This window comes from Nocardioides potassii (assembly GCF_021648885.1).
Lineage (GTDB): Bacteria > Actinomycetota > Actinomycetes > Propionibacteriales > Nocardioidaceae > Nocardioides > Nocardioides potassii.
In genome coordinates this window covers 98285-122250 of record NZ_JAKJHZ010000006.1, presented here as the reverse complement: position 1 = coordinate 122250, position 23966 = coordinate 98285, and the positions used below count along the sequence as shown (strand labels likewise).

General features: G+C 71.3%; 20 protein-coding genes. 16 read left to right on the top strand and 4 right to left on the bottom strand.

What is annotated here, in order from left to right:
- Window positions 1-50: 50 nt before the first annotated feature.
- The 3 genes from L2K70_RS09905 to L2K70_RS09895 are packed head-to-tail and all read left to right on the top strand — an operon-like array spanning window position 51 to window position 1791.
- Window positions 51-761, top strand: coding sequence for an alpha/beta hydrolase (locus tag L2K70_RS09905; protein WP_236401675.1), 711 nt, complete (start codon window positions 51-53; stop codon window positions 759-761).
- On the top strand, window positions 758-1279 hold the full coding sequence (locus L2K70_RS09900; protein WP_236401674.1) for an NADPH-dependent FMN reductase: 522 nt from the start codon (window positions 758-760) through the stop codon (window positions 1277-1279). Before L2K70_RS09905 ends, L2K70_RS09900 begins: the two co-directional genes overlap by 4 nt.
- On the top strand, window positions 1276-1791 hold the full coding sequence (locus L2K70_RS09895; protein ID WP_236401673.1) for a flavin reductase family protein: 516 nt from the start codon (window positions 1276-1278) through the stop codon (window positions 1789-1791). The genes L2K70_RS09900 and L2K70_RS09895 overlap by 4 nt, the downstream gene beginning before the upstream one ends.
- Window positions 1792-1864: 73 nt before the next feature.
- Here the strand turns inward: L2K70_RS09895 and L2K70_RS09890 are convergent, their stop codons facing one another.
- Window positions 1865-3052 (bottom strand): RNA polymerase sigma factor, encoded by a 1188-nt coding sequence (locus tag L2K70_RS09890; RefSeq protein ID WP_236401672.1) that lies wholly within the window; start codon window positions 3050-3052, stop codon window positions 1865-1867.
- A 62-nt stretch (window positions 3053-3114) separates the two neighbouring features.
- Window positions 3115-3465 carry a YciI family protein gene (locus L2K70_RS09885; RefSeq protein WP_236401671.1) on the bottom strand — a complete coding sequence of 117 codons (351 nt, stop codon included), beginning with the start codon at window positions 3463-3465 and terminating at the stop codon, window positions 3115-3117.
- 302 nt (window positions 3466-3767) lie between these two features.
- On the opposite strand from L2K70_RS09885, the gene L2K70_RS09880 reads away from it, so the two are divergent.
- Genes L2K70_RS09880 through L2K70_RS09870 form a run of 3 tightly spaced genes read left to right on the top strand, consistent with a single transcriptional unit; the run spans window position 3768 to window position 8884 of the window.
- Window positions 3768-4712 carry an ABC transporter ATP-binding protein gene (locus tag L2K70_RS09880; RefSeq protein WP_236401670.1) on the top strand — a complete coding sequence of 315 codons (945 nt, stop codon included), beginning with the start codon at window positions 3768-3770 and terminating at the stop codon, window positions 4710-4712.
- The gene (locus tag L2K70_RS09875) at window positions 4709-6088 is read left to right on the top strand and encodes an ABC transporter permease (protein ID WP_236401669.1); all 1380 of its coding nucleotides are present in this window, start codon (window positions 4709-4711) and stop codon (window positions 6086-6088) included. Before L2K70_RS09880 ends, L2K70_RS09875 begins: the two co-directional genes overlap by 4 nt.
- 30 nt (window positions 6089-6118) lie before the next feature.
- Window positions 6119-8884, top strand: coding sequence for a bifunctional YncE family protein/alkaline phosphatase family protein (locus L2K70_RS09870; RefSeq protein WP_236401668.1), 2766 nt, complete (start codon window positions 6119-6121; stop codon window positions 8882-8884).
- A 57-nt stretch (window positions 8885-8941) separates the two neighbouring features.
- Here L2K70_RS09870 and L2K70_RS21650 read toward each other — a convergent pair whose 3' ends face one another.
- Window positions 8942-9163 (bottom strand): helix-turn-helix domain-containing protein, encoded by a 222-nt coding sequence (locus tag L2K70_RS21650; protein WP_236401667.1) that lies wholly within the window; start codon window positions 9161-9163, stop codon window positions 8942-8944.
- Window positions 9164-9408: 245 nt separating this feature from the next.
- On the opposite strand from L2K70_RS21650, the gene pstC reads away from it, so the two are divergent.
- From pstC to L2K70_RS09820, 9 genes are all read left to right on the top strand, one after another.
- Window positions 9409-10425 carry a phosphate ABC transporter permease subunit PstC gene (gene pstC, locus L2K70_RS09860; protein WP_236401666.1) on the top strand — a complete coding sequence of 339 codons (1017 nt, stop codon included), beginning with the start codon at window positions 9409-9411 and terminating at the stop codon, window positions 10423-10425.
- Window positions 10422-11591, top strand: a complete 1170-nt coding sequence (gene pstA, locus L2K70_RS09855; RefSeq protein ID WP_236401665.1) for a phosphate ABC transporter permease PstA — start codon at window positions 10422-10424, stop codon at window positions 11589-11591. The genes pstC and pstA overlap by 4 nt, the downstream gene beginning before the upstream one ends.
- Window positions 11588-13288: a substrate-binding domain-containing protein gene (locus L2K70_RS09850; RefSeq protein WP_236401664.1), complete on the top strand. Its 1701-nt coding sequence runs from the start codon at window positions 11588-11590 to the stop codon at window positions 13286-13288. The genes pstA and L2K70_RS09850 overlap by 4 nt, the downstream gene beginning before the upstream one ends.
- Entirely contained in the window at window positions 13285-15900 is a 2616-nt protein-coding gene (locus tag L2K70_RS09845) for a hypothetical protein (protein ID WP_236401663.1), read from the top strand. Before L2K70_RS09850 ends, L2K70_RS09845 begins: the two co-directional genes overlap by 4 nt.
- On the top strand, window positions 15897-16739 hold the full coding sequence (locus L2K70_RS09840; RefSeq protein ID WP_236401662.1) for a sortase: 843 nt from the start codon (window positions 15897-15899) through the stop codon (window positions 16737-16739). The genes L2K70_RS09845 and L2K70_RS09840 overlap by 4 nt, the downstream gene beginning before the upstream one ends.
- A 41-nt stretch (window positions 16740-16780) precedes the next feature.
- The gene (locus L2K70_RS09835; RefSeq protein ID WP_236401661.1) at window positions 16781-18370 is read left to right on the top strand and encodes an Ig-like domain repeat protein; all 1590 of its coding nucleotides are present in this window, start codon (window positions 16781-16783) and stop codon (window positions 18368-18370) included.
- 56 nt (window positions 18371-18426) lie between these two features.
- The gene (locus L2K70_RS09830) at window positions 18427-19281 is read left to right on the top strand and encodes a phosphate ABC transporter ATP-binding protein (protein ID WP_236401660.1); all 855 of its coding nucleotides are present in this window, start codon (window positions 18427-18429) and stop codon (window positions 19279-19281) included.
- A 93-nt stretch (window positions 19282-19374) separates the two neighbouring features.
- Window positions 19375-20472, top strand: coding sequence for a glycerophosphodiester phosphodiesterase (locus L2K70_RS09825; RefSeq protein ID WP_236401659.1), 1098 nt, complete (start codon window positions 19375-19377; stop codon window positions 20470-20472).
- Window positions 20473-20530: 58 nt separating this feature from the next.
- Entirely contained in the window at window positions 20531-22237 is a 1707-nt protein-coding gene (locus tag L2K70_RS09820) for a choice-of-anchor I family protein (RefSeq protein ID WP_236401658.1), read from the top strand.
- 33 nt (window positions 22238-22270) lie between these two features.
- On the opposite strand, the gene chrA is transcribed toward L2K70_RS09820, so the two are convergent.
- On the bottom strand, window positions 22271-23620 hold the full coding sequence (chrA, locus tag L2K70_RS09815) for a chromate efflux transporter (protein WP_236401657.1): 1350 nt from the start codon (window positions 23618-23620) through the stop codon (window positions 22271-22273).
- Window positions 23621-23685: 65 nt separating this feature from the next.
- Here chrA and L2K70_RS09810 point away from each other — a divergent pair, with 65 nt between their 5' ends.
- Window positions 23686-23940: a hypothetical protein gene (locus L2K70_RS09810; protein ID WP_236401656.1), complete on the top strand. Its 255-nt coding sequence runs from the start codon at window positions 23686-23688 to the stop codon at window positions 23938-23940.
- Window positions 23941-23966 lie beyond the last annotated feature (26 nt).

Sequence of the window (23966 nt, the reverse complement as noted above, 5' to 3'; positions counted from 1 at the left end):
CCGCTCACCACTCTTGCTCACGACTCTTGCTCACGACTAGGAGAACGACCATGACCGTCACCGCCTGGGACGAACCCACCGGCGCCACACCCCGGGGCACGCTCGTCGTCCTGCCAGGACGCGGGGAGACCGATGCGTCGTACGCCCGCTTCGGCGCGCGCCTGTCCGCCGACGCCTACAAGGTGCGCGTGGTCCCCGTGGACCTCGACGACCTCACCGCCACGCGCGAGCGGGTCGAGAAGCTGCTGGCCGACGAGTCGCTGCCCTCACCCAAGGTCCTCGTCGGCGCGGACAGCGGAGCAACGCTGGCCGCCGTCCTCGTGGGGGAGGTGGCCGCCGACGCGGCCGTGATCGCGGGCGTCGCGCTCCCGGGCTCCACAGCCGACGGCACCTGGGAGGACCAGGTCGAGGCGCGGACCGCGTGTCCGGTCCACCGCTCGGTCCTCGACGGCGACCTCCTGCTCGACCGGGAAGCGCTCGAGCAGCCGCTCCCGTGGACGAGCCTCGAGCTGGCGGCGCCCGACAAGCCGGTCCTCGTCATCCACGGCTCTGCCGACCGCATCACCTCCGCCGCCGACGCGGTCTCGTCCTACGTCGGTGCGCCCGGGGCCCGCGTGTGGCTGGTCGACGGGGGACGCCACGACATCCTCAACGACGTGTCGCACCGATCGGTGGCCGCGACGATCGTGCTGTTCCTCGAGTCGCTCAAGCTCGGTGCCGAGCTGCCTCCGGTGCTGGTCCCGGCCGGAGCCGTTCGATGAGCACCACCGCTGTCGTCGTCGGCAACCCCAAGCCGGGCAGCCGCACGCTCGCGGCCGCGACCTACGTGGCGACCCAGCTGAGCGGTGGGGAGCCCGACCTCGTCGTCGACCTGGCGACCCTGGGCCCGGCCATCCTCGACTGGGCGGACCCGACCGTGGCAGACCTCGTCAAGCAGGTCGGGGCCGCCGACCTCGTCGTCGTCGCCAGCCCCACCTACAAGGCCGCCTACACGGGGCTGCTCAAGCTGTTCCTGGACCGCTTCGCCGGGGGCACGGGCCTGTCCGGTCTCGCCGTGCCGCTGATGTTGGGCGGCAGCCCGGACCACTCACTCGCACCCGAGACGACGCTGCGCCCGGTCCTGACCGAGATCGGCGGCACGGTGCCCGGTCGTGCGCTCTACGTGGTCGACGCCCGGCACGACGACCCGACGGCGTACGCCGACTGGCTCGCAGCCACCCGTCCGCTGGTCACCACGGTCCTCGCCTCGCATCCCTTCCCCACGAACGGAGCACCATGACCACCGCACCCGGCCTCGCCACCAACCAGGACCTCGACCCCCGCCTGCTGCGCGACGCATTCGGCACCTTTCCGAGCGGCGTCGTGGCTCTCGCCGCGGAGATCGACGGGCGCCCGATAGGTCTCGCGGCGAGCTCCTTCACCTCGGTGAGCCTCGACCCGCCGCTGGTGTCGGTCAGCCTCGCCACCTCGTCCAAGACCTGGCCCGACCTCCGTCGCTCGTCCCACCTGGGTGTCACCGTCCTGGCCGATCACCACGCCGAGGTGTGCCGCGCACTCGCGGGTCCGGTGGACCAGCGCTTCGACTCCTTGGAGTTCACCACGACACCGGAGGGCGCGATCACGCTCGACGACGGCCTGGCCAGCTTCGACTGCACGATCTACCGCGAGGTGGAGGCCGGCGACCATGTCGTCGTGCTGCTGCAGCTCCACGCGGTGCACCAGGCCGAGGACAACTCCCACCCGTTGGTGTTCCACCGCAGCGGTTTCGGCACGCTGCGCACGCTCGTATAGGTCCGGGCGCCCGATCAGCGGTCAGCGGGATCCCGTGGTGTCCCGGACACGAGACCCTGGGTGCGTCCCTGCGTCAGCCGACGAGGAGCGACCTGGTCGGCTCGTTGAGGGGCAGCCGGGCGGCACGCTCGTCGGCCGTGCGCGCCTCGTCGATCCGGCCGAGCCGCCGCAGCTGGACGGCGCGGGAGGCGTGGAGGAGCGCGTAGGTGTCGAGGCCGGTGATGGCGTCGAGGAGCTTGAGGGCCGCGTCGGGACCGTCGAGCTCGCCCACTGCGACGGCACGGTTGAGCGCCACCACCGGTGACGGGTCGATCCGCTGGAGCACGTCGTACCACGAGACGATCGCGGCCCAGTCGGTCTCGGGCCACGTGGGCGCCAGGGCGTGGCACGCGCTGATGGCCGCCTGGACCACGAAGCGGTGGGGGACGTCGCCGGACCTGCGGAGCGCCTCGCCCAGGACCTCGACGCCCTCGCGGATCGCATCGCGGTCCCACAGCCCGCGGTCCTGGTCGGCCATCAGCACCGGGCGGCCCGTCTCGTCGACGCGGGCGGCGCGCCGCGAGTCCTGGAGCAGCATCAGCGCGAGGAGTCCCAGAGCGCCCGCGTCGTCGGGTTGCACCCGGACGAGGAGCCGGCCCAGCCGCACGGCCTCCACCAGCAGCGGGGGACGCGTGAGCTCGGCGCCCGCGGTGGCCGCGTAGCCCTCGTTGAACGTGAGGTAGACCGTCGAGAGCACCCCGTCCCACCGCTGCGGGAGCTCGTGGTCGGCGGGCACCTCGTAGGGGATGTGCGCCGCCTTGATCTTCTGCCTCGCCCGGACGAGCCTCTTCGCCGTCGCGTCAGGCGTGCTGAGCAGGGCTCGCGCGACCTCGGCCTCGGTGAGCCCGCAGAGCGTGCGCAGCGCCAGCGCGACCCTGCTCGGTGGCGCCAGGCTGGGGTGGCAGCAGGTGAACAGGAGACGGAGCAGGTCGTCGTCGAGCACGCTCGGCTCGATCTCGGCGGTCCACCCGGGGCGTAGCTCGGGGGAGCTGGTCACGGCTCGCTCCTCCCGTGCGCTGCGGCTCCGCTCGCGGCGGATGAGGTCGATGGCGCGTCGGCGCGCGGTTAGTCGGAGCCACGCGGTCGGGTTCGGCGGTACGCCGTCGCGTGGCCACGTCTCGAGCGCGCGGACGACGGCGTCCTGCACGGCGTCCTGGGCCAGGCCGAGGTCACCGACCTGCCGGGTCAGGCTCGCCAGCACGTCGCGGCCCGACTCCCGCACCAGGTCTGCGAGGGCAGCACGTGGTGCGGGATCCGGGCCGTCGGACGGGTGCACCGGTGTGGTCAGTCCATCTCGCGGGGGATGACGGGGCGCACCTCGACGGCGCCGTTCCATGCACCCGGGATGGTGGCGGCCACCGCGATGGCGTGGTCCAGGTCGTCGCACTCGAGGAGGAAGAAGCCGGTCAGCACCTCCTTCGTCTCCGCGTAGGGGCCGTCGGACACGACGACGTCGCCGCCCTTGCGGTCCGTACGCACGGTGGTCGCGGTCGAGGTGGGGAACAGGGCGGCGCCGCCGCGGATGATGGCGGCGGCCGCCTCCGAGAAGGCGCCGTACTCCGCCATCTCGTCGGCGTGCTCGGGCGCGGTCCAGTCGGAGTCGGTGGAGTAGATGATCGCTGCGTACTGGGGCATGTCGGGCTCCTGGGGTCGGGGTGTGCGGATGGTGGTGCTCGAGGACGACCCGTTGCCGTCCTCACCATCATCACGAAGCAAGGGCAGCCCGTCAGGACATCGCGCGCCGCATCTCTGGCGGTGGTCTGGACCGGTCGACATGAGCAGGAGGAGTGAACGGCGCCGCCGTGACGCTCGCGCCTCGCCCGCCGTTCGCGTGACGTTCGCTTGCGCGCGGTTCGCAGTGCACCCGCGGCTCCTACGTTCGTCGGGCGGAGCCGCACTCGGGCGGCGCCGACCTCGGACTCGGGATGAGGTACGTCATGCCAGCGACTGCCGTCCGCGCGCGAAGCCTCACCAAGACGTTCGGCGACGTGATCGCGCTGGACGGCGTGGACCTCGACCTGTCGACGGGCAGCATCCACGGCCTCGTCGGTCCCAACGGCGCGGGCAAGACGACGCTCCTCGGACTGCTGCTGGGGTTGTCGCGTCCCACCTCCGGCACGCTCGAGGTGCTCGGCGCATCCGTCGAGCAGGCAGCGGGATCGGCGACCGGGTTCGTCGACGGGCCCGGCCTCTACCCCTCGCTCACGGCGCGCCAGAACCTGTCCAGCATCTCGTCGCTGCGTCCGGGTCTAGCCGAGGCGGGCACGGTGGACGCACTGCTCGACCGTGTCGGCCTCGCCGACGTGGCAGACGACCCGGTTCGCGGCTTCTCGCTCGGCATGAGACAGCGGCTGGGCCTGGCCGCCGCGCTGATCGGGGAGCCGCAGCTGCTCGTGGTGGACGAGCCGGCCAACGGCCTCGACCCAGCCGGCAAGCGCCAGATGCACGCGATCCTCTGCGACCTCGCGGCGGACGGCGTGACCGTCGTGCTCTCGAGCCACCGCATGGACGACCTCGCTGCGCTGTGTGACGAGGTCACCCTGCTGACCGCCGGCAGGGTCGTGTTCACCGGCCCCCTCTCCAAGCTTGCGTCCGAGAGCGGCGACCTCGACTACCGGCTGGTGACCACCGACCCGGCGGCCACGCGACGGCTCGCGTCCCTCGTCCCTGGGCTGTGGGTCGAGGCTGACCCCGCCAACGCCCGGTACGACGACCGCGCGCTGGTCGTCCGCGGCCCGGAGCACGCCGTCGACGAGCTCGTCGGCCGTCTGGTCGCCTCGGGCACGGCGGTCCGCGAGCTCGGGCCTGTCGTACCACCGCTCGAGGCGGCCTTCCTCGCGCTGACCGGCTCGCCGTCCGACCTCCGGCAGGTGTCCGCATGACGACCGCGTTCCGGACCGCCGCGACCCCCCAGAGCCGGACGACAGCGGCGCCGCTCGGCCGGGTCTACCGGTTCGAGCTGGTCAAGCTGCTCTCGCAGTGGCGCCTCCGGCTGGTCCTCCTCGCCTGCCTCGCGGCTCCGGCCCTCTACACAGCAGTCGTGAGCCGCCAGACGTCTCTTCCCGCCGACGCGCTCTACGGCCGGTGGATGGGACAGTCCGGGTGGGCGGGCTCCCTCGCGGTGCTCGCGTTCATGGGCACGCTCGTCCTGCCGCTCCTCACCGCCCTCGTCGCAGGCGACGTGTTCGCCGTCGAGGACCGTCTCGGCACGTGGCGCCAGCTGATGGTCGCCGTGCGCTCGGCACGCGTCGTGTTCGTCGCCAAGGCCCTCGCGGCACTCACCGTCATCGCCGCACTGCTCGCCGCGATCGTCGCCTCGTCGGTCGCCGGCGGGCTCCTCTCCGTCGGCAGTCACGCCGTCCCGGGTATCGACGGACACCTCCTCCAGTCCGGCGAGCTGGCCCGGACCGTGCTCCTCGCCTGGCTCACCGTGGTGCCGGCGACGCTGGCGTTCGGGGCCGTGGGGCTGCTCGGCTCGGTCGCACTGGGCCGGTCGCCCCTCGGCCTGCTCCTGCCCGTGGTCCTGGCGCTCGTGCTGCAGGGGGTGGCGCTGCTGCCGGTGCCCGTGGCGGTCCGGCTCGCCCTCCCGGTGAACGGGTTCCTCGCCTACCGGGGGCTGCTCACCGAGCCCGTCCAGGCCGGGCCGGTGTGGGTGGGCCTGGTCGTCGGGCTGTCGTGGACCGTCCTCGCGACATACCTCGCCTTCCGCATCTTCGTCCGGCGCGACTTCACCGACCTGGCCCACGACGGTTCGGGCCGCCGCCTCGTCCTCGGCGGGCTCGTCCCGCTGCTCGTCCTGTCCGTCCTGACGACCGGCGTCCTGTCGGCGACGGGCGCGACGGGGTCAGGCATCGAGCGCACCAAGGTCGAGGCCGGCCTGGCGACGTCGTTCTCCCATCTCTACGTGCTGCAGACCGATCAGCTGTCGCGACCGGCGGTGACGGTGGACCAGCTGGAGGCGACAGCCAGCTGCGACAAGGGCGGCGACCGGGTCGAGGACACCGGTCCGGGCTCCGACTGGCGCTGCGTCGTGACGTGGACCCTGCCGGGCTCGAGCGCGACAGGGTCCGCGATCTACCAGCTCGACGTCCTCGCCGACGGGAAGTACGTCGCCGACGGCGACGGACCGAAGGAGGTCAACGGCTTCTTCCAGGTCCGCACGCCCACGGGCGACGCACCCAACCCGCTCTGGCAGTTCGACGGCTCCCTCGACCTGCTCGCGCAGCGCACTCCCGACCCTCCCCGCACGTACCCGTAACGCTCCATCCCACCTCTCGGAAGGACCCTGATGAACGTCACCCGCAACCGCGTCGTGAGACCACGACGCCTGATACCGCGCGGACGAGCGCTCGCCGCCGCCGCAGGCGCCCTCACGATCGCCGTCACCGGCGGTGTCGCCTACGCCGCGACCGTCCGCTTCGCCGATCACCAGGTCGGCACCGAGCACGCCGATGGCCTGCAGATCTCCTCGGACCAGGTGCTCAAGCCGCTCGGAGAGCGGCTGACGACTCCGTACGGCAAGTTCATGGGGACCACGGTGAGCCCGGACGGCCGATTCCTGGCGGCGACCTCCAACGATCGCTCGGTCTCGCTGCAGGTCTTCGACCTCTCGACCTACTCGCTCGTGTGGCGGGCCGGCACGGCCGCGGGCGTGAACCTGCGCCTGAGTGACAACACGGTCGGGCAGGAGAGCCCGGCCTACTCCCCGGACGGCACCACCTTCTGGATGCCGAACCGCACAGGGCTCACCCGCTTCGCCGTCAACCCGGACGGCAGCCTCGCGGCGCCGACCCGCTTCGTGCTGCCTACGGTCGGCGGCGCCAACGCCCTCACCTCCGGCCTCGCCTTCTCCCCCGACGGTTCGACGCTCTATGCCGGCCTCAACGGCCAGAACACCGTCGTCGCGCTCGACCCGACCACGGGTGCGGTGAAGCAGACGTGGCCGGTCGGGATCGCGCCGCGCAGCCTCGCCCTGGTCGGCTCGACGCTCTACGTCGCCAACGAGGGTGGCCGGCGGGCCACCTCGGGTGACGACACGCAGGACTCCTACGGCACGGCGGTGCCGGCCGACCCGGTGCTCGGGACGTCGACCACCGGCACTGTCAGCGTGATCGACACGAGCGCCGCGGACGTGCCGGTGACCGAGGTCCCGGTCGGGCTGCACCCGACGGCGATGCACGTGCAGGACGGCGTCGTCTACGTCGCCAACACCAACGACGACACGGTGTCGGTCATCGACACCGCCACCGACCAGGTGGTGCAGACCATCTCGACGACGCCGTGGCAGGGCTCCGAGGTCGGCTACGCGCCGGATGCCGTCGCCGTCCAGGACGGCCGGCTGCTGGTCAGCCTGGGTCGCGCCAACGCGGTGGCCGTCTACCGGCTCGGAGCCACCCCCCTCGACCCGGTGAGCTACGTCGGCCTCGTGCCCACCGACTACTACCCCGAGGGCGTCTTCCCGGTGGGCGACAAGGTCGTGGTCGCGAACAGGCGCGGCATCGACGCCCGCGGTCCGCTCATCACCTTCAACCAGGGCACTGGCACCACGCCGGCCACCGGTCACGGCACCCACGGGACGACGGCGTCGCTCACGCGATTCACCCTGCCGTCGGACGTCGAGGTCCGCGAAACCCTGACGCCGCAGGTCTTCAGCCAGAACGGCTGGGGCCCCGCCGACACCGACACCAAGCACGCGACAGGCAAGAGGGCGAAGGCGGTGCCGGTCCCGAAGCGCATCGGGGACCCGTCCACGATCAAGCACGTCTTCATGATCGTGAAGGAGAACCGCACCTACGACCAGGTCCACGGCGACATGCCCGAGGGCAACGGCGACCCGTCCCTCGCGCAGTTCGGCGAGACCGTCACGCCGAACCTGCACGCACTTGCCCGCCAGTTCGGCCTCTACGACAACACCTACGACGTCGGCACCAACTCCGCCGAGGGCCACAACTGGCTCATGCAGGGCGACAACCCGGAGTACACCGAGTCCAGCGCAGGAGAGTACGAGCGGTCGTACGACACCGAGGAGGACGTGCTCGGCCACCAGCGCTCGGGCTTCCTCTGGACCTCGGTGCAGGCCGCCGGCGCAACGGCACGCAACTACGGCGAGTTCATCTACACCGAGGGCAAGCCGTCCGGGACGTGGCAGCAGTACTACTGCGCGACGAAGAGCGTCGAGGAGCAGGGCGGTGACCCGGCCCTCCTGACGACGCCCGAGCTGCGCGGCAACTACGGCTCCGTCATCCCGTCGCTCAACGAGATCACCCATCCGCTCTCCCCGCCGTTCGACATGTCGATCCCCGACCTCTACCGCGCGGCGATCTGGAAGCAGGACTTCCTCGCCAACGGCCCGCAGGACTTCCAGATGATCTGGATGTCGGACGACCACACGGGTGGGCCGGTCTCGGCGCGGTCCAACGTTGCAAGCGGTGACCTCGCGGTCGGCCGGGTGGTCGACACGATCTCGCACAGCAAGTGGTGGAAGGACTCGGCCATCTTCGTCGTCGAGGACGACAGCCAGAACGGTGCCGATCACGTCGACGGCCACCGCGCGCCCGTGCAGGTGATCAGTCCGTGGGCCGTCCACGGCACGACGGTGTCGCGCTACTACACGCAGATCAACATGGTCCGCACCATCCAGCAGATCCTGGGCGCGGAGCCGCTGAACCAGAAGCTCGCCGCCGCGACGCCGATGTTCGACGCGTTCCAGAAGAAGCCGGACCTCACGCCGTACTCGGTCCGGAAGAACAAGATCTCGCTCACCGAGAACATCGCGACAGCGCCGGCGTGCGGGCTCGACACCCCCGCGAGCGGGATCACCGCACCCCGGACCGCTCCGGAGGCCGTCTCCTACACGGTCGCCTGGGAGAAGTGGAAGGACAAGCAGCACCTCAGTGGCAGGCGGGCCCGCGCGGACTACGCCAACCCGGAGCTGATGAACCGCTACACGTGGTACGACGTCCACCACTACGACGTGCCCTACCCGGGCGATCCGAAGGTGTACCTCCCTGACGAGGTCCCCGGAGCGGCCCTGCCGGGGTCGGACACCGACTAACCCCAGGTCGACGGCCGGCCCGCGTCCATCACGGACGCGGGCCGGTTGCCGTCGGCGTCACGGACGGTTCGACAGTCCCCGCAGCACGCGCACGTAGTCGCGGGCCGCATCCCCGCGCGGTTCACGCTCCCCGAGCTCCCACGCCATCAGCTCGACGACCGAGACGCCGACCGCGGCTGCCATCTCCTCCAGCGAGACGCCGGAGTGCTCGCGCGCGCGGCGACCCAGGCCGGTCCTGACGAGCTCACGGGCGTCGGCGAGGAAGGCGTCATCGGTCACGGCCGGGACAGTACGGACCGAAGGTGAACAAGCCAGCCCCCGAGGCGTCCGGAACGGCCGCTGGTCCAGACAGATCTGTTCGACCGACGACGGTTGAGCGTTGGTCCGACGTTCACCTGCGACGGCGTCGGCGTTCGACAACGACCCCAATGATCTGCGTCGTCACGACCGACACAGAGGGCACTCGGGCTCGTCGGGGATGGCAACCGTCAGCACATCTCTCGGGCCCGTTTCGAAAGTCAGTCGTGACCACACTCCCCGCCCAGGACACAGTCCTGCCCCCGGGCCAGCCGTCCCCGCGCCGCCTGGCCCGTCGCGCCACCGGCGCCGACCGCGTGTTCGAGGTCGGCGCGCGCACCGTCGGCGCGACCGTCCTGGTCATCACCGGTGGCATCGGCGCCTTCCTCGCCTGGCAGTCCGTGCCCACCCTGCAGCGCTACGGCTGGAGCTTCTTCACCGAGAGCGCGTGGCAGCCCGAGGCCGACGTCCTGGGCATCGGCGCGGTCCTGGTCGGCACGGTGTCGGTGGCCGGCGTCGCGATGACCTTCGCCTTCCCGCTGGCCCTGCTGACCGCGCTCTACATCAGCGAGTACGCGCCTGCCGGCATCAAGGCGACGCTGGTCTCGCTCGTGGACCTGATGGCCGCCGTCCCCTCGATCATCTACGGGATGTGGGGCTACTTCCTCGTCATGCCCCACGCCGCGGCGTTCAGCCTGTGGCTGCACCAGCACCTCGGCTGGATCCCCCTCTTCGACGTCGACGCCGACCCGAACGCCGCCGTGTGGGACCAGTCGCGCTACATCGGCAGCGCGTTCTGCGCCGGCATCGCGGTGGCGATGATGGTGCTGCCGATGTCGTGCGCGGTGATGCGCCAGGTCTTCTCGCAGACGCCCCCCGGTGAGAAGGAGGCCGCGCTCGCGCTCGGCGCCACCCGCTGGGGCATGATCCGCTCCGTCGTGCTGCCCTTCGGCCGCGGCGGCATCATCGGCGGCACGATGCTCGGCCTCGGTCGCGCGCTCGGCGAGACGATCGCCGTGCTGCTGATCATCTCGCCCGACTTCGTCATCAAGCCGCGCATCCTCGAGGTGGGCACGAGCTCTGTCAGCGCCCTGATCGCCGGCCGTTTCGGCGACGCCAGCGCCGCCCAGCTCTCGGCGCTGCTCACGGCGGGCTTCGTGCTGTTCCTCATCACCCTCGTCGTCAACACGCTCGCCGCGATGATCGTCGCGCGCAGCCGCTCCGGAGCGGGGACCGAGGCATGACGACGACTCGCGTGCCCACGACCCGCGTCGACGGACGTACGCACGAGGCGGAGCCCGTCGTGGCCCGTCCGCGCGCCACGACCCACCTGCCCACCCGTGACCTCGACGCCGCGCCGCCGGCGCCCCGCCCGGGCCTCGGCAAGCCGACCGCCGAGGAGCGCTTCGCCACCGTCGGTTCCTGGGTGAGCGCCTTCGCGCTGGCCTGGCTCGTCACCCAGCGGATCCTTCCGCTCGGTGGGCCGGCCTGGCTCCTGGTCGTCTGGTTCGTCCTCGGCCTGCTGATGAGCGCGGTCACGACCTCGATGTCCGGACGCCGGGTCGACGTGGTCGACCGCGTCGTCGCGGGCGTCGTCACCTCCGGTGCCCTGGTGGTCGGCGCCGCCCTGGTCAGCACCGTCGTCTTCGTGGTCTACCGGGGCTGGGAGCCGCTGCTCCACCTCAACTTCTTCGTCGACGACATGGCGGGCGTCGGTCCGCGCGACCCGTTCGACCGCGGCGGCATCGGCCACGCGATCGTGGGCTCGGCGATCGAACTCGGCATCGCCATTGCCGTCACCCTGCCCCTCGGCATCGGCACCGCGGTCTTCATGACCGAGGTGGGCGGGCGCTTTGCGGTCGTCGTACGCACGATCGTCGAGGCGATGACCGCGCTCCCGTCGATCGTGGCCGGTCTGTTCGTCTACACGGTCCTGATCGTGGCGCTCGGCTTCCCCCGCTCGGGCTTCGCAGCGGCGATGGCGCTCTCGGTGATGATGCTGCCGATCATCGCCCGCGCCGCCGACGTGGTGCTGCGGGTCGTCCCGGGCGGGCTGCGCGAGGCGAGCCTCGCCCTCGGGGCGAGCCGGTGGCGCACGGTCTGGCACGTCGTCCTGCCGACCGCGCGCCCGGGCCTCGCGACCGCGCTGATCCTCGGCGTCGCCCGCGGCGTGGGAGAGACCTCGCCGGTCCTGCTCACCTCCGGTGTCGCGACGTTCTTCGTCACCAACCCCACCGACGGCGTCATGAACTCGCTGCCGCTCTTCATCTTCAAGGGCGCCCGCAGCCCCGAGCCGATGGACATCGAGCGCGCCTTCGCCGCCGCGACGGTGCTCCTCGTCCTGGTGCTCGTGCTGTTCGTGATCGCCCGCCTCGTCGCCCGTCCGCCCCACTCGAGGAGCTCTCGATGAACCGCCCGCTCCGACTCGCCGCCGTGCTCGTGGGCGCGGTCCTCCTCTCACTGACCGGGCTCGGCGCGGCCGCCAGCGCCGACGACGGCTTCGGCAACGCCTCAGCCCGTACGGCGTACGCGCAGATCGAGGGCTCCGGCTCCACGTGGTCGGAGGTGATCGTCCAGCAGTGGATCTCCGACGTCGACGCGCTCGGCATGAAGGTCACCTACAACGGCGGTGGGTCGTCCCAGGGCCGCAAGAACTTCGCGCAGAACGTCACCGACTTCGGCATCTCCGAGATCCCCTACCCGGGCGTCGACGAGTTCGGCAACGCCGACAACAGCAACGGCCGCGAGTTCGCCTACCTCCCGATCGTCGCGGGCGGCACCGCCTTTACCTACCAGCTGAAGATCGGCAACGAGCTGGTTCGCAACCTGCGCCTGTCGGGCGAGACGCTGACGAAGATCTTCACCGGCCAGATCACCGACTGGTCGGACCCGCAGATCACCCAGGACAACAACGGTCGCGCCTTCCCCAAGCTCGCGATCACCCCGGTCGTCCGCTCCGACGGCTCGGGCACGACCGCCCAGCTGACGACGTGGATGGACAAGCAGTACCCCGACATCTGGCGCCCCTACTTCGGCAAGAGCGGCTACACGTCGTACTTCCCGCGCAAGGGCCGGATGCTCGCCCAGTCGGGCTCCGACCAGGTGATGAACACGATCTCCGGCTTCGCCGGCAACGGCACGATCGGCTACGTCGAGTACGCGTACCCGCTCAACAAGGACTACCCGGTCGTCAAGGTCCTCAACAAGGGCGGCTACTACGTCGAGCCGACGCAGTACAACGTCGCCGTCGCGCTGACCCAGGCGCGGATCAACGAGGACACGTCCTCGCCGATGTACCTCACGCAGATCCTCGACGGTGTCTACAACGCCACCGACCCGCGGGCCTACCCGCTGTCGTCGTACAGCTACATGATCATTCCGACCGGTGCCCAGGACCAGCGGATGACGACGGCCAAGCGCCAGACGCTCGGCGACTTCATGTTCTACTCGCTCTGCGAGGGCCAGGCCAAGGCCGGTGCGTACGGCTACTCGCCCCTCCCGCTCAACCTCGTGCAGGCCGGGTTCACGCAGCTGGCGAGGCTCAAGACCGCCGACCCGGCCGTGGACGTCGAGAACCGCGACGCGACCAAGTGCAACAACCCGACCTTCGTGGCGGGCAACCTCAAGCAGAACAAGCTGGCGCAGATCGCTCCGCAGCCAGCGGCCTGCGACAAGGACGGCGAGGGCCCGTGCGGTACGGCGACCGGCACCGGTCAGCCGTCCACGGACGAGGACCAGCCCGCGACCACCGGTGACGGCGGGACCACCGTCGCCGCCAACGGCAAGGGCGGCGGCAAGGGCGGCGGCGCATCCCCCACCGGCGGTGCCGACGGAGCCGATGGCGGTGGTGGCGCTGATCCGGCCACGACCGAGGTGGACCCGGTCACCGGGGAGACCGTGGCGGCCGACGGTGCCGTAGCGGCCGATGCCGCGGCAGGCGGCAGCACCACCGACCCGATCTACGCCACGCCCACCGAGCTCTCCGCGAGCCGGCCGGGCGACGGCCGCGCCTTCGGTGCGCTCGCCGCGCTGGAGCTGCTCGCGCTGGTCCTGGTGCCGGGACTGCTCCTCGCCCGGGGCGTACGACGTCGGGGTGCGGGCCAATGAGGCGCCGTCAGCTCGCGCTCGCACTCACCGCCCTCGCCCTCGCGCTGCCGGCGGCAGCCGGTGTCGGTGGCACCGCCAGCGCCGCCGCCGACGAGGCCTCGACGCCGGCGTACAGCCAGACCAAGCACCTCACGCGCTCGATCATGTTCGACGGGCAGCCGATCGAGATCGACTCCCGCGACGTCACGGTGACCGCCAACCGCACCACCGAGCTTCGGGGCCGCGAGCGCATCGAGATCAGCTGGACCGGGGCGCACCCGTCGGGCGGGCGCGCGGCCAGCCCCTTCGGCGAGCTGGGGATGCTGCAGGAGTACCCGGTCGTGATCATGCAGTGCCGTGGTCTCGACGACCCCAGCCTGCCCCTCGACCAGCAGCTCGCGCCGGAGACGTGCTGGACGTCGTCGCGCATCCAGCGCAGCCAGTCGATGGACGAGTCGCAAGCAGTGTGGACCAAGGACGCCTACGCCTCGGACGTCGACCGCGCACCCAAGAGCGGGCTCGTGCCCGCGCCGGCGGAGTGCAACGACCCGCCGACCTTCTCCACCCACGTGACCGCGTTCCGGGCGGCCAACGGCACCGTCTACCCGTCGTGCACCGCCGAGACGATGGCGCCCGAGGCGGCCGTCGGCGCCGCCTTCCCGCCCGCCGAGATGGCTGCCTTCTCCGACGCCGAGGGCAACGGGTCGGTGAAGTTCGAGGTGCGGACCAACATCGAGAACGAGTCGCTCGGCTGCTCGGACAAGGTGGCGTGCTCGGTGGTGGTCATCCCCATCATCGGCCTCTCGTGTGCCACCGACGACGGCGAGTGCTCGAAGGCCGGGCGGTTCGCCTCGGGGGCCAGCAACTATGCCAACGAGGGCGTCGACCTCACCGTGTCCCCGCAGCTGTGGTGGTCCGCCTCGAACTGGCGCAACCGCTTCTCGATCCCGCTGACGTTCGGCCTGCCGCCGGACGCCTGCGACGTGCTGGACTCGCGACCGCCCACGGGTTTCTACGGCTCCGAGCTGATGGCCCAGGCCTCGCTGCAGTGGTCACCGGCGTACTGCCTGGACAAGAAGCGCTTCAAGTTCCAGCACAACAAGATGTCGGACGACGCCGGGTTCAACCTGGCTGAGAACGGAGGCGGAGCAGCCGCGTTCGTCTCGAGCGCACACGAGACGAAGGGTGCCGATCCGGTCGCCTACGCACCCACGGCGGTGACCGGCTTCTCGATCGCCTACATCGTCGACCGTCCCGACAACGCGGGGGAGGTGAGCGACCTCCGGCTCACGCCGCGGCTGCTGGCCAAGCTGCTCACCCAGTCCTACCTCGGCAGCGAGCGCGGTCGCAGCCACCCCGGCATGGGCGACAACCCGGTCTCGATGAACCTCGACCCGGAGTTCCAGCGGCTCAACCCGGGTCTCGACACGGTCGCGCGGGAGGCCGGCGCCACGCTGCTGTCGCTGTCGGAGTCCAGCGACGTGATGACGACCCTCACGTCCTACATCGCCCAGGACAAGGCGGCGATGGACTTCGTGAACGGCAAGGCCGACCCGTGGGGCATGAAGGTCAACCCCAGCTACAAGAAGATCGCGCTGCCCACGGCGGAGTGGCCGCTCCTCGACGACTTCGTCGCGCCGTCCAACCTCGAGTGCTACCAGCAGAACCCGGCGCCGTACTTCACCCAGCTCGCGGCACCGGTGACCTCATTGCGCAAGATCGCCGAGGCGGTCCTCGACGCCTGGCCCAACGTGCAGACCAAGTGCGACCGCGCGACGAGCTCGGACCCCTGGAAGATCGGACGCGTCGACCGCCAGGGAGTCGGCGCCCGGTTCATGCTCGGGCTCGTCAGCACCGGCGATGCCGAGCGGCTCGGCCTGCAGCAGGCGCGGCTGCTCACGTCCGGCGACACCTACGCCGGCCCCACCGCGGACGCGATGACGCGGGCCGTGCGTACCGCCACGCCGTCGAAGTCCGGCGAGGAGCCGTTCACGCTCGACATGCGCAAGGTGCTCAAGGCCGGTGGCTACCCGGGCACGATGATCGTCTACACGGCGGCCCGGACGGCGAACCTCCCTGCGGGGGACGCGGCCAAGGTCGCGGAGTTCGTCCGGGTCTCGACGTCCGAGGGCCAGCGGGCCGGCTACGGCAACGGCGAGCTGCCTCCGGGCTACCTTCCCCTGCGCAGGACCGGCGTGACCGCGCCGCTCTGGAAGCAGGCGCAGGCCGTCGCCACGGCATTCGCGGAGCAGAAGGGCGTGACGGCCACCGACCAGGGCTCCGGGGGCGCGGGCGACCCGAGTACTGACGGCACCGGCGGAACCGGCACCGGTGGTACCGGTTCGGGTCAGGCCCTCGGCCCCGGCAGCGTGACGCAGGTCGGACCCGACACCCCGACCGACCCGACCGGCACCGGCGACGGCGACGGCAAAGGAACCGGCAAGGGAGCCGGAAAGGGAACCGGCAAGGACGAGGACGACGGCACACCGGACGTCGTCTCGATGCCTCCCACGGCCGCGGTGTCCTCGCCCGTGGCCCAGCGGCTGCTGCCCTTCCTGCTGCTCCTCGTCGTCGCGGGCGCGATCGCGGCCAACATCGGCCGGCTGCGCCGCATCCGCAGGAGGTCGTCGTGAACGACGACGGCTGGTCGGTCGTCTCGACGACCTCGCTCATGCTGTGCCTGGTCGCCGGCTGGATGGCCGCGCAGATGCTCTACCTCGGCGGGCTGGCCCAGGACCGGAGCCAGGACGCGCTCTACCAGGAGTTCCGCGGCGAGCTCGCCGCCGCCACCGCGCCGATCGGGCCGGTCACGCCGCTCGGAGAACCGGTCGCGACGTTGTCGATCCCCCACATCGGGGTCGACCAGGTCGTCGTCGAGGGCACCGCTTCGGGTGACCTGCTCACCGGCCCCGGCCACCTGCGCGACACCGTCCTCCCCGGCCAGCTCGGCACGTCGGCGGTCTTCGGCCGCGCCCGCACCTACGGCGCACCGTTCGCCAGGCTCGGCGAGCTGGTCGAGGGCGACCAGGTCAACGTCACGACCGCCCAGGGCACGAAACGCTTCCGAGTGATCGGCGTACGACGCGCAGGCGACCCACTGCCCCAGCCGAGGCCGGAGGGCGCCGCCCGGCTGGTCCTCGTGAGCGGTGAGGCCACCGGCGGAAAGATCCCCTCGCTGTCGCCCGGAGGGGTCGTGTACGTCGACGCGGAGGCCGACGAGGCGTTCGACACCCCAGCGGGACTCCCCCGCGCGGTCCCAGATCCGGAGCAAGCGATGGGAACGGAGTCCGGAGCGGCGATGCCGCTGCTGACGCTGTGCCTGGGGCTGCTCCTGGCGCTGACCTTCGGGGTCATCGCCGCCCGGCAGCGGTTCGGAGCCGCCCTGGTGTGGGTGGTCGCGACCCCGGTCGTGCTCGCCGTTGCCTGGCTCACGACCGACGTGGTCATGCGCCTGCTGCCCAACCTCATGTAACGCCATCACCCAACCAGCACCACACACAGAAGGAACACAACATGTCTGTTCGCAGGCTCTTTGCCGGTGTCAGCACCGCAGCCGTCGTGACTGCGTCGCTGGCTGTCGCGGCTCCGGCCCTGGCTGACCCGCCGGCCGGGTACTCGCCGGCTTCCTCCGACGTGATCGGCGTCGGCTCGGACACCTCCGAGTTCGCCCTCAACTACCTCGCCGACGGCAACAACGGCGTCCCGGGCTGGAACGCGTCCAACCCGGCCAACAAGCTCGTCAGCTGGAACGCCACCGGCACCTCGACCATCCCGCTGCCGAGCGGCTCCGCCACCCGTCCCAACGGCTCGGGCGCGGGCAAGACGACGCTCTACGGCGGCACCAACAACGCGGGCAACACCGACATCGACTTCGCTCGCTCGTCCTCACCGCTCAACGCCGCCGAGAAGCAGGCGGGGCTGCAGGCGTTCCCGTTCGCGAAGGACTCGTTGGCGCTCGCCACCGCCCAGACCAGCAACGCTCCGGCGGCGATCTCTCCCGCCCAGATGGTGCAGATCTACTCCGGTGCGGTGACCAACTGGAGCCAGCTCGGCGGCGCTCCGGGTGTGATCGCCCCGAAGATCCCGCAGAGCGGATCGGGCACCCGCTCGTTCTTCGTCGCCCAGCTGCAGGCTGCCAACAACGGCAACCCCGTGGCCCTCGCCGGCACCGTGAGCGAGGTCCAGGAGCACGACCCCTCGCAGATCCAGAACGACCCGAACGCGGTGGCGCCCTTCTCCATCGGCCGCAACGCCGTGAACGGCTCGCCGCTGCGCATCGAGGGCGGCTTCCTGGCAGACCGCGCGCTCTACAACGTCGTGCGCCAGTCTGACGTCGCCAAGCCCGAGATCCTCGCGATCTTCGGCGACAGTGGCTTCATCTGCTCGGCCGCAGCCAAGCCGCTGATCACCGCCGCCGGCTTCGAGCAGCTGCTGCCCAAGACCCAGGGCGGCGTGTGTGGCGTCCCCACCCAGGACCCCACCACGAACCTCGCGACCCAGCAGATCGCGACCACCACCACTGTCGCGGGCACCTCCGCCGCAGCCGGTGCACTCACCGTGACGGCGACGGTCGCCTCCGGCAGCTCGGTCGCCAACGGCCTCGTCTCGTTCTTCCTCGACGGCGCCGCCACCCCGACCGGCACGCCGGTCCCGCTCACGGGCGGGAAGGCCACCAAGGCCCTCACCGGCCTCTCGGCAGGCGGGCACACGGTCGTGGCCAAGTACACCCCGAGCACCAACTCGGTCTTCCTCCCGTCGCAGTCGTCGGCCACCGCTGTCACCGTGGCTGCATCGACCCCGGCCCCGCCGGTGGTCGTCAAGGCGAAGACCGTGCTCAAGGAGACCTACAAGACGTCCTACGCCAAGGGTGCGACCGTGAAGGGCAAGGTCAAGGTGACCGAGTCCGCGGCGGGCGCCGCCACCGGCAAGGTCGTCGTGAAGCGCGGCACCAAGACCGTCGGCAAGGGCACCGTCAAGAACGGCGTCGTCACGATCACGCTGAAGAAGCTGGCGAAGGGCAGGAACAAGCTCGTCGCGTCGTACGCCGGTGACGCTGCGTTCGCCGCGTCCAAGCTGAAGTTCACCATCACCATCAAGGGCTGACCCAGCCCCACGAACGGGAGGCGGGCGGCAGCTGACGGCCGCCCGCCTCCACCCTCATGACAGGACCCACGATGACCCAGACCGCCACGTTGCCTCCCGCCGTGCCCCCCTCCGAGGGCGCGCCGCCCCCGGCCGGCCCCGCCACCCTCGAGGCGCGCGACATCACCGCGTGGTTCGGCAGCCACCAGGTCCTCGACCGGGTCTCGCTCACCATGCCCGCCTCCGGCATCACGGCACTGATCGGGCCGTCGGGCTGCGGCAAGTCCACCTTCCTGCGGATCCTCAACCGGATGCACGAGCTGGTGCCGTCCGCGGCGCTCGCCGGTGAGGTCCTGCTGGACGGCGAGGACATCTACGACCCGCAGCGCAAGCTCACCGATGCCCGCCGGGCGATCGGCATGGTCTTCCAGAAGCCGAACCCGTTCCCCGCGATGTCGATCCGGGAGAACGTCATCGCCGGGCTGCGCCTGACCGGGACGCGCATGGCCAAGGCCGACAAGGAGGTGCTCGTCGAGGAGTGCCTCGTGCGCGGCGGCCTCTGGAACGAGGTCAAGGACCGCCTCGACAGCCCCGGCGGTGGTCTGTCGGGTGGCCAGCAGCAGCGCCTCTGCATCGCACGGTCGCTGGCGATCAAGCCGCGGGTGCTGCTGATGGACGAGCCCTGCTCGGCGCTCGACCCGACGTCGACCCGGGTGATCGAGGAGACGATGAAGGACCTGGCCGAGCAGGTCACCATCGTGATCGTCACGCACAACATGCAGCAGGCCGCGCGCGTGTCGGACACCTGCGCCTTCTTCCTCGCCTCGCAGGGCACGCCCGGCGTCATCGTCGAGCACGGCGACACCGAGGCGATGTTCACCAGCCCGCAGGACCAGCGCACGTCCGACTACGTCAACGGCCGCTTCGGCTGACGGGGCGGACCCACCCGGTTCGTCCCTGACCCGTCACGGCTCGTTCACCTGGTGGACCTGCCGGAGCCGCACCGGACCGATTGGCTCATGGGCATGACCTCTCGGACCTCCCTGGCCCTTGCCGGCGTCCTCGCCGCGACGGCCCTCGTCACGATCCCCACCACTTCGGCTGCCGCCACTCCCGCAGTCGAGCCGTCGCTCGTCGACCCGGTCGTCATCGGCCACCGCGGGGCCTCCGGCTACCGGCCCGAGCACACGCTGGCGGCCTACGAGCTCGCCATCGAGCAAGGCGCGGACTACATCGAGCCCGACCTGGTGTCGACCAAGGACGGCGTCCTCGTGGCGCGGCACGAGAACGAGATCGGTGGGACCACGGACGTCGCCGACCACCCCGAGTTCGCCGGTCGCAGGACCACCAAGGTGATCGACGGACGACCGGTGACCGGCTGGTTCACCGAGGACTTCACCTACAAGGAGCTGCGCACCCTCCGCGCGAAGGAGCGGCTGCCGCAGGTGCGACCGGACAACACGGCGTACGACGGCCAGGAGCGGATCCCGACCCTCGACGAGGTCATCAAGCTCGCCCGCCGCGAGGGCGTCGGCATCTACCCCGAGACCAAGCACCCGACCTACTTCGACTCCATCGGGCTCTCCCTCGAGGAGCCGCTCGTGGCCGCGCTCGAGAAGCGGCACTGGGCCGACGCCGACGACCCGGTCATCATCCAGTCCTTCGAGACCGGCAACCTGCGCGAGCTCGACACCTTGATCGACGTCCCGATCGCCCAGCTCATCGACGGCAGCGGGGCGCCGTACGACCTCGTCGCCGCCGGCGACCCGCGCACCTACACCGACCTGCTCACCCCGGCCGGTCTCGCGGAGATCGCCACCTACGCCGACGGAGTGGGCGTGAACAAGGACCGCGTCCTCCCGCGCACCGGTGGCGCCACGACCGTGCCCAGCGCGGTCGTCCGGGACGCGCACGCGGAGGGCCTGATCGTGCACGTGTGGACGTTGCGCCGGGAGAACCAGTTCATGGCGACCAACTTCCGCATCGGGTCCGACCCCAACGCTCCGGGTGACATCGCCGCCGAGGCGCGCGCCTTCCTCGACGCGGGAGTCGACGGGATCGTCAGCGACAACCCGGACCTGGTCGTGGCCGTCGTCGACGCACCCGTTCCTCACGCGGCGTGACCTGCCCGTTCACCACGGGGTCGTCCCGAGGTCACCGAGCCTCCCTACCGTCCGGCCCATGCCATCGATGCCGCGTCCCCGACGCCTCGCCGTCCTGACCACCGCCCTCGCCGTGAGCGCCGTGCTGCCGCTCGGCGCCGCCAGCGCCGGACTCGTCGCGGAGCCGGTCCAGTACTCCGCGCCGGGCGCGGCGCTGCGCCTCGACCCCGTAGGCACCTACGAGACGGGCGTGTTCGACGAGTCCGCCGCCGAGATCGTCGAGCACTTCGCCGCCGCCCAGCGTCTCCTGGTCGTCAACGCGGCGCAGGCCAAGGTGGAGGTGCTCGACGCGGCGGACCCGGCCGCGCCCACCAAGCTCTTCGACCTGCAGACCACGGGGGTCGCCGCTGCTGACGGGTCGACCGTCGACGCCGGCGCCGTCGCCAACTCGGTGGCCGTCCGCGAGGACGGCCTCGGTGTCGTCGCCGTCGAGGCCGAGGACAAGACCGACGACGGTTGGCTGGTCTTCTTCGACGCCGCCGGCACCGGTGCGGCGCTCGGCGCGGTCCGGGTCGGGGCCCTGCCCGACATGGTCACCATCACCCCCGACGGCACCCGCGCCGTGGTCGCCAACGAGGGCGAGCCGGCCGAGGACTACTCGGTCGACCCCGAGGGCACCGTGTCGGTCGTGTCGCTGCCCGACTCGGTCTCGTCCCCCGCGCAGTCGGCGGTCCGCTCGGCCGGGTTCCACGCCTTCGAGGGCGCCGGACTCCCCCAGGGCATCCGCGTCCACGGAGGCCGCGCCGACGCCGGCACCGGCACCCCCGCCTTCCCCGTCTCGGAGACCATCGAGCCGGAGTACGTCGCCGTCGACCAGCAGTCGAGGACGGCCTACGTCACGCTCCAGGAGTCCAACGGCGTCGCCGTCGTCGACCTCCGGTCGGCCACGGTGACCGACGTCTGGTCGGTCGGCACGGTGGACCGCTCGGTCGTGCCGCTCGACGCGAGCGACCGCGACGGCGCGAACATCCGCACCTACGCCAACCTCCGGACGTTCCGGCAGCCCGACGCGATCGCCGCCTACCAGGTCAAGGGCCGCACCTACCTGGTCACCGCCGACGAGGGCGACACCCGCGACTGGGACGGATACTCCGAGGAGATCCGGGTCAGCGACCTGGGCAAGAACGGCATCAAGCCCGCCTGCGACAGCGTCGGGGCCGGCGCCGGCTTCTCCGGCCTGAGCCGCCTCAAGATCACCAAGGCCAACGGCCTCAATGCCGCCGGCACCTGCTACGAGACGCTCTACGGCTTCGGTGGTCGCAGCATCTCGGTCTTCACCACCGACGGCCGGCTCGTGTCGTCGAGCGGTGACGAGCTCGAGCGGCTCACGCTGGCCGCAGTGCCGGCCTTCTTCAACTCCGACCACGGCACCTCGGCCTTCGACAACCGCAGCGACGACAAGGGTCCCGAGCCCGAGGGCGTCACGATCGGGAAGGTCGGTGGGCGTACCTACGTCTTCGTCGGTCTGGAGCGCATCGGTGGCGTGGTCGCGTACGACGTCTCGGACCCGGCGAAGCCGCAGCTCGTCACGTACGCCAACAACCGCAACTTCGCCGTGAGCGGCTCCAGCGACCTCGCGGCCGCGGGTGACCTCGGCCCGGAGGGCCTGACCTTCGTCGCGGAGGACGACTCGCCCACCGGTCGTCCGCTGGTCGTCGTCGGCAACGAGGTCTCGGGCACGACCAGCGTGTTCGACGTCGCGAAGATCCAGAAGAACAAGCGGTAGCCGACCCAGGGGGCCTGCGGCCACATCGACAGGCTAGGCCAGCGTCAGTCCGAGGACGATGCCGGCGAGGGCGCAGGCCCCCAGCGTGCGCAGCACCGACCACTTCCGCCAGAAGACCAGGGCGCACCCGAGTGCGGTGATCGCCAGGGATGCCCAGTCGAGGCTCCGCAGGACCGGGTACTCGAGGTCCCACGGCCCTGAGGTGATCGTCGCGGTGTCCTCGAAGAGGGTGTGCACCGCGAAGAAGACCGCGAGGCTCGCGATCACGCCCACCACCGCGCCGGTGATGCCCGCCAGCGCGGCGGCGAGGTCGCGGTTGCCGCGGAGGCGCTCGACGTACGGCGCCCCGAGCAGGATGAACAGGAAGCACGGGACGAACGTCACCCACGTCGTCAGGAGGGCCGCCAGGACCGCCGCCGCCCACGGGTCGAGGGTCCCGGGAGCCCGGTAGGCGCCGACGAACGCGACGAACTGGACGACCATGATGAGCGGGCCGGGGGTGGTCTCGGCGAGGGCGAGCCCGCGGACCATCTCGCCCGGCGCGAGCCAGTGGTAGACCTCGACCGCCTGCTGCGCGACGAAGGCGAGGACGGCGTACGCGCCCCCGAACGTCACCACCGCGGCGCCGGAGAAGAAGAGGCCCTGGTCGACGAAGATGCTCGAGCGCCCGAAGGCGAGCGCGGCCACCAGCACGGGGGTGAACCACACGACCAGGCCGATGGCGAGGGTCATGGCCGCGCGTCGGCCCGACGGTCGCTCGGCGTGCAGGGCGTCGTCGCTGATCAGCGGGGCCGGACCGTCATCACCGGCCGCCTTCGGTGGCGCGGTCAGGGCCGGGAACCGGCGCCCGAGCAGCCAGCCGGCGACACCGGCCACGAGCACGACCACCGGGAACGGCACGCCGAAGAAGGTGAGAGCGACGAACGACGTCACGGCGATCGCGACGAGGGCGGGATGGCCCAGACCTTTGCGGCCGACGCGGACCACGGCCTGCACGACGATCGCGATCACCGCCGGTGCGAGGCCGAGGAAGAGCGACTCGACCAGCGTCGTGTCGCCGTACGCGACGTAGACGCCCGACAGCACCAGGAGCGCGACGACTCCCGGGAGGATGAAGAGGATGCCGGCGACGAGGGCGCCGCGGACGCCGTTGAGCAGCCAGCCCACGTACGTCGCCAGCTGCTGGGCCTCCGGCCCGGGCAGCAGCGTGCAGTAGGAGAGCGCGAACAGGAACCGCTGCTGGCCGATCCAGCGCTTCTCCTCGACGAGGGTGCGTTGCATGACCGCGATCTGGCCTGCGGGGCCGCCGATCGTCTGCAACGAGATCGCGAACCAGGCCTTGGTGGCCTCACGCAGCGGGATGACGTCGTCGCCTCGGCTCACGGGGTGAATCATGCCAAAGTCGATCTGGCATGGAGACGTTGGTCGGGAAGCAGCCACGATGTCGCATGATCGAACACCTGTTCTATTCTGGACGGATGGCGCGCCAGCCTCCTTTCCACGTGTGGGTGGACCTCACGGGGAAGTGGGCCGGGCCGGCGCCGGGCGTGCTGCTGGCCTGGCGGCACAGCGACCGTCGCGGGTGGGAGGCGTGGGTGGTGCGCGCCGAGGCGTACTCCACCGGCCTCGGGCTCGAGGTGCAGCTCGCCCAGGCGTGGGTGCCGGCGGCGCTGGTGCGCCCGGCGGACGGGCGCCGCGAATGAGTCCGCGTTGCGGTGAGCGCAACCGA